The 15,898-nt window shown below is 38.7% G+C and carries 16 protein-coding genes; 7 read left to right on the plus strand and 9 right to left on the minus strand.

Annotated elements, in window-relative coordinates:
* Nucleotide 1 precedes the first annotated feature (1 nt).
* Genes cysW through O1Q81_RS09420 form a run of 3 tightly spaced genes read right to left on the minus strand, consistent with a single transcriptional unit; the run spans nt 2 to nt 2,684 of the window.
* Entirely contained in the window at nt 2-820 is an 819-nt protein-coding gene (cysW, locus tag O1Q81_RS09410; protein ID WP_386697310.1) for a sulfate ABC transporter permease subunit CysW, read from the minus strand.
* 15 nt (nt 821-835) lie between these two features.
* Complete coding sequence (gene cysT / locus O1Q81_RS09415) at nt 836-1,645, minus strand: sulfate ABC transporter permease subunit CysT (protein WP_386697313.1); 810 nt, start codon at nt 1,643-1,645, stop codon at nt 836-838.
* A gap of 31 nt (nt 1,646-1,676) precedes the next feature.
* Entirely contained in the window at nt 1,677-2,684 is a 1,008-nt protein-coding gene (locus tag O1Q81_RS09420; protein ID WP_386697315.1) for a sulfate ABC transporter substrate-binding protein, read from the minus strand.
* A 272-nt stretch (nt 2,685-2,956) separates the two neighbouring features.
* Here O1Q81_RS09420 and O1Q81_RS09425 point away from each other — a divergent pair, with 272 nt between their 5' ends.
* The 3 genes from O1Q81_RS09425 to O1Q81_RS09435 all read left to right on the plus strand — a co-directional run bounded on the left by O1Q81_RS09425 (nt 2,957) and on the right by O1Q81_RS09435 (nt 6,014).
* The gene (locus tag O1Q81_RS09425; protein WP_386687282.1) at nt 2,957-3,691 is read left to right on the plus strand and encodes a phosphoadenylyl-sulfate reductase; all 735 of its coding nucleotides are present in this window, start codon (nt 2,957-2,959) and stop codon (nt 3,689-3,691) included.
* Between the two features lie 21 nt (nt 3,692-3,712).
* Nucleotides 3,713-4,633 (plus strand): sulfate adenylyltransferase subunit CysD, encoded by a 921-nt coding sequence (gene cysD / locus O1Q81_RS09430; RefSeq protein WP_386687284.1) that lies wholly within the window; start codon nt 3,713-3,715, stop codon nt 4,631-4,633.
* 94 nt (nt 4,634-4,727) lie between these two features.
* A complete protein-coding gene (locus O1Q81_RS09435) occupies nt 4,728-6,014 on the plus strand; it encodes a sulfate adenylyltransferase subunit 1 (RefSeq protein ID WP_386697317.1) in 1,287 nt (428 codons plus the stop codon).
* A 54-nt stretch (nt 6,015-6,068) separates the two neighbouring features.
* On the opposite strand, the gene pflA is transcribed toward O1Q81_RS09435, so the two are convergent.
* Nucleotides 6,069-6,809 (minus strand): pyruvate formate lyase 1-activating protein, encoded by a 741-nt coding sequence (pflA, locus tag O1Q81_RS09440; RefSeq protein WP_386687288.1) that lies wholly within the window; start codon nt 6,807-6,809, stop codon nt 6,069-6,071.
* Nucleotides 6,810-7,004: 195 nt separating this feature from the next.
* Between pflA and lexA the strand changes: the two genes are divergently transcribed.
* The gene (lexA, locus tag O1Q81_RS09445; protein WP_386687290.1) at nt 7,005-7,643 is read left to right on the plus strand and encodes a transcriptional repressor LexA; all 639 of its coding nucleotides are present in this window, start codon (nt 7,005-7,007) and stop codon (nt 7,641-7,643) included.
* Between the two features lie 72 nt (nt 7,644-7,715).
* Here lexA and menD read toward each other — a convergent pair whose 3' ends face one another.
* Entirely contained in the window at nt 7,716-9,425 is a 1,710-nt protein-coding gene (gene menD, locus O1Q81_RS09450; protein WP_386697319.1) for a 2-succinyl-5-enolpyruvyl-6-hydroxy-3-cyclohexene-1-carboxylic-acid synthase, read from the minus strand.
* A gap of 26 nt (nt 9,426-9,451) precedes the next feature.
* On the minus strand, nt 9,452-10,735 hold the full coding sequence (locus O1Q81_RS09455) for an isochorismate synthase MenF (RefSeq protein ID WP_386697322.1): 1,284 nt from the start codon (nt 10,733-10,735) through the stop codon (nt 9,452-9,454).
* Between the two features lie 145 nt (nt 10,736-10,880).
* Here O1Q81_RS09455 and O1Q81_RS09460 point away from each other — a divergent pair, with 145 nt between their 5' ends.
* Entirely contained in the window at nt 10,881-12,095 is a 1,215-nt protein-coding gene (locus O1Q81_RS09460; protein WP_386687296.1) for a pyridoxal phosphate-dependent aminotransferase, read from the plus strand.
* Between the two features lie 50 nt (nt 12,096-12,145).
* Here the strand turns inward: O1Q81_RS09460 and O1Q81_RS09465 are convergent, their stop codons facing one another.
* The 3 genes from O1Q81_RS09465 to proC are packed head-to-tail and all read right to left on the minus strand — an operon-like array spanning nt 12,146 to nt 13,667.
* Nucleotides 12,146-12,562, minus strand: a complete 417-nt coding sequence (locus tag O1Q81_RS09465; protein WP_386694700.1) for a type II toxin-antitoxin system VapC family toxin — start codon at nt 12,560-12,562, stop codon at nt 12,146-12,148.
* Nucleotides 12,562-12,795, minus strand: a complete 234-nt coding sequence (locus O1Q81_RS09470; RefSeq protein ID WP_386694702.1) for a hypothetical protein — start codon at nt 12,793-12,795, stop codon at nt 12,562-12,564. Before O1Q81_RS09470 ends, O1Q81_RS09465 begins: the two co-directional genes overlap by 1 nt.
* 56 nt (nt 12,796-12,851) lie before the next feature.
* A complete protein-coding gene (proC, locus tag O1Q81_RS09475) occupies nt 12,852-13,667 on the minus strand; it encodes a pyrroline-5-carboxylate reductase (protein WP_386697324.1) in 816 nt (271 codons plus the stop codon).
* Nucleotides 13,668-13,907: 240 nt separating this feature from the next.
* Between proC and O1Q81_RS09480 the strand changes: the two genes are divergently transcribed.
* Together O1Q81_RS09480 and arcC are read left to right on the plus strand one after the other, a co-directional pair.
* Nucleotides 13,908-14,912, plus strand: coding sequence for an ornithine carbamoyltransferase (locus O1Q81_RS09480; RefSeq protein WP_386697327.1), 1,005 nt, complete (start codon nt 13,908-13,910; stop codon nt 14,910-14,912).
* 8 nt (nt 14,913-14,920) lie between these two features.
* Nucleotides 14,921-15,850 (plus strand): carbamate kinase, encoded by a 930-nt coding sequence (gene arcC / locus O1Q81_RS09485; RefSeq protein ID WP_386687302.1) that lies wholly within the window; start codon nt 14,921-14,923, stop codon nt 15,848-15,850.
* The last annotated feature ends 48 nt before the right edge of the window (nt 15,851-15,898 follow it).

A 15,898-nucleotide genomic window follows, 5' to 3' on the forward strand; every position in this document is an offset into this window, starting at 1 on the left:
GCTATGCTGAATAAGCTAATTTACGCTCCGTCCATTGACGAATAAACAGTAACATTAATGAAAGTCCTAACAGTAAAATAGCGACTGAAAACGCTGCTACAATATTGTATTCGTTGTATAGAATCTCAATATGCAATGGTAATGTATTGGTGTAACCACGAATATGACCTGATACCACTGATACCGCCCCAAATTCACCAAGTGATCTGGCAGTACATAACACTACACCATGTAATAACGCCCATTTAATATTAGGCAGAGTAACGTGATAAAAAATTTGCCAACCATTTGCCCCCAATATCGTAGCCGCTTCTTCTTCGGCTATTCCTTGAGCTTCCATAATCGGGATTAATTCTCTTGCCACAAATGGCACAGAAACAAAAAGCGTGGCAAGAATAATTCCTGGTATGGCATACACAATTTGAAAATCAAGGGATTGTAGATATGGATACAATTTACTTTGTGCGCCAAAAAGTAGTACATAAATTAACCCTGCAACGACTGGAGAAATCGAAAAAGGTAAATCAATTAAGGTTAATAGAAATTGTCTGCCTCGAAATTGATATTTGGTAATAACCCAAGCGGCAGTTACACCAAAGATAATATTTAATGGCACAGCTATAGCCGCCGCAGTCAATGTTAATCTTAAAGCCGCAATACTATCTGCCTCGCTAATCGCTGCCCAAAATTCCACAAAGCCTTTGGCTAATCCTTGTGACAACACTGTAATTAAAGGCAACACCAACAGTATGCCAAACAACATTATCGCCAATAAAATTAATAGACGCTCAGAAATAGAGCGGGGTTGAGTAAGATACATATTTATTCCTTAGCGTTATTTTGTACGTTGAGCATAATGGCGTTGAATTTGGTTAATGGAAAAAATCAATATAAAAGAAATGACTAACATTAAAACACCAATAGTCGCTGCTCCCACATAATCATATTGATCTAATTTAGCCACTATCAATAATGGCAAAATTTCTGTCTTGAATGGTAAATTACCCGAAATAAAAACCACCGAGCCATATTCACCCACTCCTCGAGCAAAAGCCAATGTAAAACCCGTTATCCACGCTGGCATAATGGCAGGAAAAATCACATAACGAAAAGTTTGCCATGGGTTTGCACCTAAAATATAGGCAGCTTCTTCCGTTTCTTTGGGTAAATCAGCAAGCACTGGCTGAATGGTGCGTACCACAAAAGGTAACGTAACAAATAATAAGGCGAGAGAAATCCCGATTGCACTATAAGCAATCGGGAAACTAAAAAATTGTCCAATAGCTCCATTAGGTGAATAAATTGTCGTTAAGGCAATACCTGCTACCGCCGTAGGCAATGCAAAAGGCATATCAATAAAAGTATCAATCCAGCGTTTACCCCAGAATTGATAACGAACTAACACCCAAGCTAATAAAAGCCCAATCAGGCTATTCATTATAGCCGCCCCAAAGGCGGTCTTTAATGATACCCAGAGTGCAAGTAATAACTGACGGCTAGTCAGTAATTTCCAAAGCTGTTCAGCCGAAATTTGAGCGGAGAAAATAAATAGCCCTGCTAAAGGAATCAACACGACAATGCTTAGAAAAGTCATTGAATAACCTAAAGTAAGATTAAAACCAGGAATAATTCGAGTTTGTGACATAATATTTCCTTAACCACAACAAAAAGCAAAATTAACGGTGAATTTGCTCTAAAATTTGGTCGAAAATACCATTATCGTCAAAGAATTTTGGCTGTATAACCTCCCAGCCACCACCAAATATTTCTTTGACATTAAATAGTTTTACATCCGCAAACGTAGTACTGAATTCTTTTAATATGGTGGAATTAATCGGACGATAAAAGTTCTTTGCAATAATACGTTGAGCTTCGTCACTATATAAGTATTTCAAATAGGCTTCGGCTTCTTTCCGAGTGCCTTTTTTATCGACCACAGAATCGACTAATGCCACGGGTGGTTCAGCCAAAATGGAAATACTTGGTGTCACAATTTCTAACTGATCCCCACCTTCTTCATTTAAGGCTAAATGAGCTTCATTTTCCCAAGCTAACAAGACATCACCTTTGTTACGTTGGACGAATGTCATGGTTGAACCACGAGCGCCAGTGTCTAACACGGGGGTTTGTTTATAAACTTGGGTAACAAATTCCAGAGCTTTGTCCTCTGAACCATACTTTTGTTTGGCAAATGTCCAAGCGGCTAAGAAGTTCCAACGAGCTCCACCTGAAGTTTTTGGGTTCGGTGTAATTACTTGCAAACTTTCATCTTTGGTTAAATCGTCCCAATCTTTAATATTTTTCGGGTTGCCTTTACGTACTAAGAATACAATCGTTGAGGTATAAGGCGTGCTATTGTGATCCAAACGCTGCTGCCAATTTGGATCTAATAATTGCTGGTGCTTATTTAACGCATCAATATCACCAGACATGGCTAATGTCACGACATCTGCTTGCAACCCATCAATCACGGATCGAGCTTGTTTACTTGACCCCCCGTGTGAGGCTTTTAAGGTAATTTTCTCACCAGTTTGTTGCTCCCAATGTTGTGCAAATAAGGCATTGTATTCTTTGTAAAGCTCACGGGTTGGATCATAAGACACATTCAGCAAATCTTTGCCATAGACCGTTGTAGTTAATGTGACCCCCAAGGTGAAAGCTAAAAATTTTTTGCTCAATTTCATAATCAACTCCTTAAAAAATTATTCAGTTGATTCAAAATCTACCGAGAAATTTCGCCTTTGCCAAAGAATAGAAAATTTTATGATATATCATTAAGGAATAAAAAACCGAAATACACCCCAAATTTATCTCAAATAGGTAATTTTCTCGACTTTATATTCCAAAAACACATAAGCTATAAAGATTTGTTATTTTTCATAGCATTAATTTGACCTTATAAATATCTCATCTTAAATACGTTGCTCTATTTTGATATTTATTTTGTGGGGATAATATGCCTTTCTTAAAACCTGATTTATGGACAATTCCATTACTAGAAAAAAGTGATTTTGCCAAAATTGAAGCAAAAGAAACCGCACTTTTTCAGCGAATTGCACAAATTGAACAAAATCAACAACATGCCAAATTTGCCAGCAGTCTTGCGGTGGAAGATATGGTGATCACAGATGTGATAGCAAAAAGTAAAGCGAATATTGTGGTATTCACCCTTGAAACAGGTCGGTTAAATCCAGAAACGCTCGAATTAGTTGATAGCGTAAAATCTCGTTATCCCGATCTTAATTTTCAACTTTATCGACCCGATGCTAAAAAAGCGGACGAATATGATCATCAAAAAGGTAAATTTGCCTTTTATGAAAGTGTTGAACTGCGTCGTGAATGTTGTTTTATTCGTAAAATTGAACCCTTAAATCGTGCCTTACAAGATGCTGATTCATGGCTCACTGGACAACGGAGAGAGCAATCTGTAACGCGTACCGAACTCCCTTTTCACGAACAAGATACTAGCCGTGGCATTGATAAATATAACCCGATTTTTGACTGGTCAGAATTAGATGTTTGGGCTTATATCCTAAAATATGATATTCCCTACAATCATTTATATAAACAAGGTTATCCCAGCATTGGTTGCGAACCTTGCACTAAACCCGTGAAAGCAGGCGAGGATATACGTGCTGGTCGCTGGTGGTGGGAAAACAAAGACAGCAAAGAATGTGGCTTACATAAATAAAAGACAAATAAAGGAAACCTTATGACACAACAAATTGAAAATGGGCATTTAGACTGGCTCGAAGCAGAATCCATTTATATTATCCGTGAAGTCGTAGCGGAATGTAGTAATCCCGCTTTATTATTCTCTGGCGGTAAAGATTCTGTGGTGTTATTAGCCTTAGCACGCAAAGCATTCCAATTAGAGGGACGTGAATTAGTGTTGCCATTCCCTTTGGTGCATATCGACACAGGGCATAATTATCCTGAAGTGATCCAATTCCGTGATCAACAAGTGAAAAAACTTAATGCACGTTTAGTTGTCGGTCACGTGGAAGATTCCATTGCCAAAGGCACCGTGGTATTACGCAAAGAAACTGACTCTCGCAATGCCGCACAAGCCGTCACCTTGTTAGAAACCATTGAAGCTAATGGTTTTGATGCCTTAATGGGTGGGGCAAGACGAGATGAAGAAAAAGCCCGTGCCAAAGAACGTATTTTTTCGTTCCGTGATGAATTTGGTCAATGGGATCCGAAAGCTCAACGCCCCGAGCTTTGGTCACTGTATAACGCTAAATTACACAAAGGCGAAAATATGCGAGTGTTCCCAATTTCTAACTGGACAGAATTAGATATTTGGCAATATATCGAACGAGAAAAATTGGAATTACCACCGATTTATTATGCCCATCAACGTGAAGTGGTAGAACGCCATGGTTTACTTGTACCTGTCACGCCATTAACTCCCAAACAACCATCTGAACAAAGTAAAGTGGTTTCTGTACGTTTCCGTACGGTTGGGGATATTAGTTGTACTTGCCCAGTGGCAAGTACAGCAAATACACCGAGTGAGATTATTAAAGAAACCGCTATCGCTGAAATTTCAGAACGTTCAGCCACTCGCATGGACGATCGCACCAGTGAAGCCGCCATGGAACAACGCAAAAAACAAGGTTATTTTTAGCCAGTAAACTGGTCAAAGTGCGGTTAAAAAATAAAAAGTTTTCGATTTTTCACCGCACTTTAAATCAATATTTAAAATTTGAAAGGAATACAACATGAGCCAAACTCTTAACCAACACGCCCCACTACGTTTTATTACCGCAGGTAGCGTAGATGACGGTAAAAGCACACTAATCGGACGATTATTATACGATAGCAAAGCCTTACTAAGTGACCAATTACTCAGCCTCGACAAGTCTAAGAACAAAGGTGAAGTGATTGATTTTTCTATTTTAACAGATGGGCTTGAAGCCGAACGTGAACAAGGCATTACCATTGATGTAGCATATCGTTATTTTTCCACCGCTAAACGCAAATTTATTATTGCCGACACACCAGGGCATGAGCAATATACCCGAAATATGGTAACTGGTGCTTCTACTGCCAGTGCTGCTGTCGTGTTAATTGATGCGAGTCAGTTGGATTTTTCCCAACCTGAACTACAATTATTACCGCAAACTAAACGCCATTCTGCAATTTTAAAACATCTAGGTACACCACATATTTTAGTTGCCATCAATAAAATGGATTTACTCGATTTTGACCAAACTAAATTTCATGCGATTCAACAAGCCTATCTCAAATTAAGCCAGCAATTAGGTATTTCAAACGTACAATTTGTACCCGTATCTGCCTTACAAGGGGATAACATTGTCCATCAAAGTGAACGCACACCATGGTATCAAGGTGACACATTGCTCAGTATTCTGGAGAATTTACCAAGCAACGAAAATATTTCCATAGCCAAACAAGACTTCCACTTTCCTGTACAACTTGTCATTCGTCTTGATCAAGATAAAGCAGATGATTTCCGTGGTTATCAGGGCAGAATTGAAGCAGGTTCTATCGCAACGGGAGATAATGTACGTATTGAACCCAATGGCTACCATTCCAAAGTAGTAGAAATTATCAGTCCAAACGGCATTGTGCAACAGGCTATTGCAGGTGAGCAAGTCACGATTCGATTAGCTGATGATATTGATATTTCGCGTGGTGATAGCTTTGTGGCGGAACATTCGACAATCACCCCGACTAAAAATGCTACTGCGACACTCTGTTGGTTTGATCAACGCCCACTTAACTTGGCACGCAAATATTTACTTAAACACTGTACGCAAACGGTATTTGCTAAAATCAGTGGCATTGACCATGTGTTAGACGTAAAAACCTTGAGCAAATCTCATGAGGCGGAAACCTTAAACCTGAACGATATTGGTGAAGTCCACGTGAGTTTACAAAAACCGATCACCGCCACAAGCTATGCACAAAATCAAGCTACGGGGGCGTTTATTTTAATTGATGAAACCACTTATCATACGGTTGCAGCAGGAATGATTCTTTAATTATTGCTGTTCACAAAAAAATACCGAATATTACATTCGGTATTTTTGCTCAAATTAGAATTTTACAATATGTCCATAACCTTGCAAAATTTGCTGAATATGTTCAAGACTTTCTTTGGTTGGAGGTAACACATCTTCCAACTCATATTCTACCCCTAAAGTTTTCCATTTATGTGCCCCTAAACGGTGATAAGGCAATAATTCCACTTTCTCGACATTCGTCATTCCTTCAATAAACTGACCTAATAAATGCACATCTGCATCTGCATCAGTATAACCTGGAACAACCACATAACGCACCCAAGTTGGGATATTACGTTTTTGTAAATATTTGGCAAATTCAAGTGTACGTTTATTTGGTACACCGATAAGATTTTGATGAATTTTATCGTTAAGTTGTTTTAAATCTAATAACACCAAATCGGTCACGTCAAGTAATTCATCAATGACTGGCGTATAAGCTCGCACAAAGCCATTGGTATCTAAACAAGTATTAATATTTTCAGCTTTACAAGCTCTAAACCAGTCACGTACGAATTCCGCTTGCAAAATGGCTTCCCCACCAGATGCAGTGACACCACCCCCAGTAGCATTCATAAAATGCTTATAGCTCACCACTTCTTTCATTAATTCTTCAACACTAATCTCACGACCGCCGTCCAAATCCCAAGTATCACGATTATGGCAATACTTACAACGCATCAAACAACCTTGCATAAAAAGAATAAAACGAATGCCCGGTCCATCAACTGTGCCACAAGACTCAAATGAGTGAATACGCCCTAAAACAGACATTAAAACTTCCTTAGATAATCAAAAATAGTTGAGAAATTATAACAAAATTTTAGGTCATTTTCAGTAAATTTATTGCCTCTCCGCTATATTACTTGATTTATATTGACACAAAATAAAACTTTTTATTGCAATTTTTTCCAGTCTGTATATAATTTCAAATAACCTGTACGAAATAACATAAAGGAAAGAGAAACTATGAGAACGCTAAGTAAAAATTTAACTATTCGCCAACAAGAAGTCTATGATTTCTTAAAGCATCATCTTGAAACCGCTGGTGTGCCACCAACACGTGCGGAAATTTCAAAAGAATTAGGCTTTAAATCCCCTAATGCGGCTGAAGAACATTTAAAAGCCTTAGCACGTAAAGGGGCGATTGAAATGGTGCCTGGAATGTCACGTGGTATTCGTTTATTACTTTCTTCCAATGATGAAGAAGAAATGGAAGGCTTACCTCTCATTGGTCGTGTTGCCGCGGGTGAACCTATTCTAGCGGAACAACATATTGAAGGTACTTATAAAGTCGATCCTGAAATGTTCAAACCACAAGCAGACTTTTTACTGAAAGTCAGCGGTCAGTCAATGAAAGATATTGGTATCCTAGACGGTGATTTATTAGCGGTACACAGCACCAAAGATGTACGTAACGGTCAGGTTATTGTAGCCCGTATTGAAGATGAAGTAACAGTCAAACGCTTGGAACGTAAAGGTGATGTCATTTATTTACACCCAGAAAATGAAGAATTTGAGCCGATTGTTGTCAATTTACGTGAGCAAGAGCAATTTGAAGTAGAAGGTATTGCGGTCGGTATTATTCGTAATAATGCTTGGATGTAATTATTTGTATTGTTATGTTCAATAAAAAGGTGAAAATAGTCTTTTCACCTTTTACCTATCTTTAATTTTCAGTTAAGCACCAATTACGGCATAACTAATCTGCTCAATTAAACGTTTATAAATATTACTACCGTCACTTGGGTTCACTTTAATTTCAATCACCGTGGTTTCTTTACGTGAATACGCTTGTTTTAACACAGAACCTAAATCTGCCCAAGTATAAGGGCGTGCATATTTTAAATCAAACATTGAAGCCGCCTGAGCAAATTCTGCTTGATGTGGCAAACGATAAAAGGCATTTTTGACTTCTGGCTCTACTGGCAACATATCAAAAATTGCTCCACCGTTATTATTAATAATAAAGATCACCGTTGGTTGAGTAACTTTTCTGAACAATGCCAATGAGTTAAGATCATATAATGCCGATATATCACCTAATACCACAGCAACAGGTTGATTACCGCCAATCCCTATCCCAGCAGCAGTAGCTAATAAACCATCAATACCACTGGCACCACGATTGGTGTAAACAGGATAACTATCCGATAATTTAGCCAGTGCATCAACCAATCTTATAAATAAGCTATTGCCTAAAAATAAAGCACAATTTCTCGGTAAAATTCGTTCAATATGATGAGCTAAAGAAGCCTCGTTTAAGCCGCCACCCACTTGTTGTTCAATAAAACTGGCACAGAAGTTAGACAATGCCAAAGGTTCAAGTAACCATGATTTTTGACGTAACGGCGGATGGGCTCGTAACCAGTGATGTACTTTGGCATGGAAACGTGTTTGTTGATGATGATGGGGATCTACACGTTCATTACTTTCTTCCACCACCCAAAAAGCCCCTTTAAAACTTGCTAAGAATTGATGAATTCGCTTGCTCACAAAACGTGAACCAAATTGCACCACAATATCTGCATGCAACAATTTTTCTCGCACAGTTTTATTGGCTAACCAAATATCTGCATAAGGCAAACTCGGCTCTACATTGGATTGAATATCCGTTAATAAAATCCAACCCATAGTATCTGCCCAAGTTTTGACTCCCATAGCTTGTTTTTGTGGTAATTGCCCCACCACCACAATACCTTTTTTCGTCCGTAAATCGTCCCAATGTTCGTGCATCATAACTTCTTGTTGAACATTTTGATGTTCAGACCAATGTTTTGTTTGAGCTAACCAACGGTGGACGGGTGCCAACCAAGGGTGGCTATCAATTTCGCTCACTTGAGCCTCATACAAAGGCTCTGCAAAAGGTACATTAATATGCACTACGCCTGCTTGTTCAGCCTGTTTATAACAAACTTGATCTACACTAGAAACTAACCATTTCACTGGATAATCTTGGCTTGGTCGAGGTAAATTCAGTGTTGCAACTGGATAATGTGCAAACATATTTGCCTGTAAAATCGCTTGATTTGCACCGCACTCTAATAATTCTTCTGGACGATCTGCGGTTAAAACGATTAAATTCACCGCACTTTGACGAGCTTCAACAATGGCAGGGTATAAATTTGCGGCAGCGGTACCCGAAGTAACAATTACTGCCACTGGCGTTTGAGTAGATTTCGCTAAACCGAGAGCAAAGAAAGCTAAACCACGCTCATCAAAATGGCTATGGCAAACTGCTTTTCCATTTGCTTGTAACCGTGCCGCCTCCAAAGTTAAAGGAGTAGAACGAGATCCCGGAGCGATACAAAAGTGCTTAACACCTTGACGAAGCAAAGTTTCTAAAATTACTTTTGACCAACAACGGTTAAAGGTACTCACTGCTGACATATTACTCTCCGTTTTCCAATACATTTTTATTCAATGGTTAATAAACTCAATAAACTTGACGCTTTACGTTCAATTTCTTGCCATTCTAACAGGGGAACCGAACCTGCCACAATGCCTGCTCCAGCAAAAACACGAATTTTATGTTGTTCAGCTTGCTGTTCTATAAAAGCAGAACGAATTGTTACACAAAATTCTGCTTGCTGTTTTCGCATAATACCTAGCGTACCAGCATACCAACTGCGGTCAAAATTTTCGGTTTTTTGCAAAAATTGCACCGCACTTTGCTGAGGTAAACCTGATACTGCTGCCGTAGGGTGAATGGCTTGCAAACAAGCTGAATCTGTTGCACTATCGTTTAATTCTGCCTGAATACAACGGCGTAAATGTTGCACTTGACGCAACTGTTTGACTTCTACATCACTCACTTGAATGTTATTCACATAAGGTTGCAAATTATCACAAATACCTTGCACCACTAACCTATTTTCGTGATCATTTTTGTGATCATTTAATAACCAATCTGCTTGCTGTTGATTATACGCTGGATTATCCGTAATTGTCGCTGTTCCTGCCAAGGCTTCTGTATGCACATAATGATCTTGTCGAGCATATAAACGCTCAGGGCTTGAACCAACAAAAGTACAGTTTGCATTTTCAGCTAACAAAAAATGGTAACAACCAATATTTTTTCGTTCGCTTTCCGCTAAGAAATCTTTGGCATCAATCGCTTGGGTGAATAAAAATTCCGTTTGATTTGCCAATACAACCTTGCTCAAATGACCTTGCTCAATCTCACCCAAGGCTTGTTGAATCCAATTTGACCAAATTTCTGCGGAAGCCTTTTGATCTATTTTATGGATTGTTTGTTTAACCGATTGAAGTGCGGTGAATTTTTGCAATGTTTCTACCACTTGCAAACAGGCTTGTTGTTCATTAGCAAAATCCTGCTGATTATCCCAATAGACATTCACATTCAGGGTATTTTCGACTTTTTCCAACAATAATCTTGGTAACCAAAATTTGGCTTGTTTATCAAAAGTCAATCCGCCAACCAGAGGGAAATCATGTGTCAGAACAAACTGCTGTGCCAAATTTTCATCAGAAAATGACCGCACTTTTCCTATTGTAGCCACCGAAATAGGCTTATCACGATAATTTAAGTAAAATTGTGGATACATTTCTTGAGCTTTGAGCCACGCCAATAACTCCACTGTTATGGGCATATCATCTTTAAAATGCGTAATCTCAGAATGAGCAGATAATTTATGGGCTTGAATCTGTTTAATTAAGCCTAAACACAGGTTTTCCATTAAATTTTATTTAAAAATATCCGTTAAAATAGCGTTTATTCTACCGCAAATAAAAAAAATTTTTTAGTAAATCTTTTATTCTGTCGTAAATAGGCGTAAAGTGCGGTGAACTTTCTGTTAATTTTTACCTGTTTAAGGACATAATATGGAATTTTTCCCAAAATCCGATAAATTAGAAAATGTGTGTTATGACATTCGTGGTCCTGTACACAAAGAAGCACTTCGTTTAGAAGAAGAAGGCAATAAAATTTTAAAACTAAATATTGGCAACCCAGCACCTTTTGGCTTTGAAGCACCTGACGAAGTGTTAGTGGATATTTTACGCAATCTTCCATCCGCCCAAGGTTATTGTGATTCCAAAGGAATTTACTCTGCTCGTAAAGCCATTGTGCAATATTATCAATCGAAAAATATCTTAGGTGCAACGGTCAATGATGTCTATATCGGCAATGGTGTGTCTGAGCTGATTACCATGTCATTGCAAGCCTTGTTAAATAATGGCGATGAAGTGTTAATTCCAATGCCTGATTATCCACTTTGGACAGCAGCAGCCACGTTGGCGGGCGGTAAAGCGGTGCATTATATGTGCGATGAATCCTCTGATTGGTTCCCTGATTTAGAAGATATTAAAAGTAAAATTACATCTCGCACCAAAGCTATCGTAGTAATTAATCCAAACAACCCAACGGGTGCAGTATATAGTAAAGAAGTGCTTGAACAAATCGTGGAAATTGCTCGTCAACACGGCTTAATCATTTTCGCCGATGAAATTTACGACAAAATTTTATATGACAATGCGGTTCATCATCACATTGCCGCCCTTGCCCCAGATTTATTAACCATTACCTTTAACGGCTTATCTAAAGCCTATCGAGTGGCAGGTTTCCGTCAAGGTTGGATGATTTTAAACGGTCCGAAAAATCATGCTAAAGGTTACATTGAAGGCTTGGATATGCTGGCTTCTATGCGTTTATGTGCCAATCATCCAATGCAACATGCGATTCAAACCGCTCTCGGCGGTTATCAAAGCATTAATGAATATATTTTACCGGGTGGACGTTTATTGGAACAACGCAACCGTGCTTACGAATTGATTACCCAAATTCCAGGGGTAAGTTGTGTGAAACCGAATGGTGCCATGTATATGTTCCCGAAAATCGACATTAAAAAATTCAATATTTATGACGATGAGAAAATGGTGTTAGATTTATTGCGTCAAGAAAAAGTATTGTTGGTACACGGTCGTGGTTTCAACTGGCATGCACCAGATCATTTCCGCATTGTAACACTTCCACACGTTTCTACCTTAGAAGATGCCTTAGGGAAATTTGCACGGTTTTTGGAAAATTATCGGCAGTAATCTATCATCTTTTCACTTTAGCCCTCTCCCCAAAGGAGAGGGCAATTTATCTAACTAAAAGGGTTAAGAAGTTTAGTTGGTAACCCTTGAAAATCCTTAATATTTCGAGTTACCAATGTTAAATCATACAATTTGCTGATTGCGGCAATCCAAGTATCATTTTCAGGGCGTGGATTAGGAACATGAAAGGTCGCACAAATCAAACTCACTTTTGTATTGATCGTTAAAATCCGTCCAGAAAAACTTGGCATCACAAAATTATCAAACCAGTCCTGTAAATATTGGGCTTGAACGGGATCCTTGCAACGTTTTAGTTGAATACCACGCATTAATTCCATTATCACGATTTCACAGGTATAAAGCTGTTCAAACGGCTTATCACTAAGCCAATCAACAACCCCTTTGTTCGCTTTTCCTATTTTAATTTTACGAACTTCTGAAATAACATTACTATCGAGCAAATACATTAATCAAAAATCTCATAACGTTGCTTATTTACCTGATGATTTTTAGGCATATCTAGTTCTATATCACCAACATCAACGCCATGATAATCCATTGCTAAATCACACAATGTAACTGGTTTAGGTTGAAAATGCTCAACGACAATCTTTTCCATCAGAGCATTCGTACTTATGCCCATAAGATTTGCTTGAGAAACAATTAATTGCTCGACTTGTGGGGGAAAATTTATATTCATATTCTGCTCCATGTTTTATTTCATCATACTCTTGCATTATATAACTAAGCTATCATCTAAAACAATCTTTCCATCTCTTTCGACCGCTCAACGCAGGCTTGCATAGCTTGTTCTACAATCTGTGCTAATTGTTTTTCGTTAAACACATTTAACGCTGCCGCCGTTGTTCCACCTTTTGAGGTTACATTTTGCCGTAGAGTGGCTAATTCAACCGTTGGATTTTCCACCACCATGTTAGCGGCACCTAAAGCTGATTGTTGCACTAATAAACGAGCTTGTGATGCACTTAATCCCATTTTTAGCAACGCTTGCTGCATGGCTTCCATAAACAAGAAAAAATAGGCTGGGCTTGAACCTGATGCCGCTGTAACGCTGTGCATATCGTTTTCATCTTCCACCCAGCAAGTTTTCCCTACTGCTTGCAATAGGCTTTCGGCGAATTGTTTAAATTCAATAGCCACATTGACCCGAGCAAATAAACCTGACATGCCTTGTGATACCAACGCTGGCGTATTTGGCATGACTCGCACAATATGTTGAGCCGTTGGTAAAAGTGCGGTGATTTTTTTTATAGAAATGGCTGCCATAATGGAAATCACTAATTTTTCAGAAAAATCCACCGCACTTAATGCCGCACAAACCTCACTTGCTACCTGTGGCTTGACGGCTAACACTATCACTTCACTCTGTCTAACTGCGGTTTGATTATCCGTAGCAACGGACACCTTTCTTTCCGTAAATAATGCTCGTTTATCTTCATTGGGATCACACACCGTAATCAAGTTAGCAGGATAGCCAGTTTTCAATAAACCAAACACTATAGCTTGTGCCATATTGCCGCCACCGATAAAACAAATAGATTTTTGTTGCATTGTTTTTCCTTTTCGTTCGTGATGATAGATAAGATTATAATCAAACAAAAAAGAATTTTCCCGTTTATTTTATTTCTCGCATAAAATGCGAAATATTTCATTTTTTCTCTTATTTTATTGCAAATCTTTACAATAGTTTTGCTAAAATTGCAGCAAATTTAATTTATTACGCTTTACAATAAAATTGAAATCAAAAGTAGATACTTTTGAATTATATCACTTATCTATAGGAGAAATATTATGGCTTTTAATATCAAAAACAGACACTTACTCAGTCTTGTTAATCATTCTGAACGTGAAATTCGTTATTTGCTTGATCTTTCTCGTGATTTAAAACAGGCGAAATACGCAGGCACTGAACAACAAAAGCTGAAAGGTAAAAATATTGCATTAATTTTTGAAAAAACATCAACACGTACACGTTGTGCCTTTGAAGTCGCTGCTTATGATCAAGGGGCAAATGTTACTTATATCGATCCAAATTCTTCCCAAATCGGACACAAAGAAAGCATGAAAGACACCGCTCGGGTATTGGGGCGTATGTATGATGCGATTGAATATCGTGGTTTCAAACAAAGCATTGTTAATGAATTGGCTGAATATGCGGGAGTGCCAGTCTTTAACGGACTAACCGATGAATTTCACCCAACCCAAATGCTCGCTGATGTGTTGACTATGATTGAACATTGCGACAAACCATTAAATCAAATTAGTTATGTTTATATCGGTGATGCACGTAATAATATGGGGAATTCTCTGTTGTTAATTGGGGCAAAATTAGGTATGGACGTGCGTATTTGTGGTCCGAAAGAACTCTTGCCTGAAGCCGAATTGGTGGCTATGTGCGAAAAATTTGCCCAACAAAGTGGAGCAAGAATTACCGTAACAGACGATATTGATCATGCCGTGAAAGGGGTAGATTTTGTCCATACCGATGTGTGGGTATCAATGGGTGAACCTTTAGATAGTTGGGGTAAACGAATTGATTTGTTAATGCCTTATCAAGTTACGCCTGAACTAATGAAACGCTCTGGCAATCCTAAAGTGAAATTTATGCACTGTTTGCCTGCATTCCATAACAGCGAAACAAAAGTTGGTAAACAAATTGCCGAAAAATACCCCGCACTTGCCAATGGTATTGAAGTGACTGAAGAGGTATTTGAATCACCAATGAATGTGGCATTTGAACAAGCGGAAAACCGTATGCACACCATTAAAGCTGTGATGGTTGCCAGCTTGGCTTAGGAGGAAATATGCGAATTGTGATTGCTCTAGGGGGAAATGCGTTATTACGCCGTGGAGAGCCGTTGACCGCAGAAAACCAACGGCAAAATGTACGTATTGCTTGTGAACAGATTGCTAAAATCTATCCCCATAATGAATTAATCATCGCTCATGGTAACGGTCCGCAAGTGGGTTTACTTGCCTTACAAGGGGCAGCTTATAAAGACGTGCCGACTTATCCGCTTGATGTGTTAGGGGCGGAATCGGTGGGAATGATTGGTTATATGATTCAACAGGAATTAGGGAATTTAGTGCCATTTGAGGTGCCGTTTGCCACCATATTATCCCAAGTGGAAGTGGATAAAAATGATCCTGCGTTCCAACACCCGACTAAACCGATTGGTCCAGTTTATACCAAACACGAGGCTGAACGTTTGGCAAAAGAAAAAAATTGGACAATCGCTCAAGATGGCGATAAATATCGCCGTGTTGTGCCAAGTCCATTACCAAAACGTATTTTTGAAATTCGCCCTGTAAAATGGTTATTAGAAAAAGGCAGTATTGTGATTTGTGCCGGTGGTGGCGGTATTCCAACCTATTATGATGAGCAAGGCTCACTACATGGGGTGGAAGCGGTGATTGATAAAGATTTATGTTCTGCTTTGCTGGCAGAAAATATTGAAGCGGATTTATTTATCATTGCAACCGATGTTTCTGCTGTCTTCCTTAACTGGGGAAAACCCGATCAACAAGCGATTGCCCAAATTCACCCCGATGAACTCAGCAAACTACAGTTTGCTTCAGGTTCAATGGGACCAAAAGTGCAAGCGACAATAAACTTTGTTAATCACACTGGCAAAGATGCTGTGATTGGTTCGTTGTCTGACATTGTTGAGATCGTAAAAGGTACAGCTGGTACTCGTATTAGCAAAAATACCAAACATACCACTTATTACTAATTACGCACTTGAGAATAGAGGCTAATTAGCCTCTATTCTGATAAGGAG

This window comes from Lonepinella sp. MS14436, assembly GCF_042470565.1.
GTDB lineage: Bacteria > Pseudomonadota > Gammaproteobacteria > Enterobacterales > Pasteurellaceae > Lonepinella.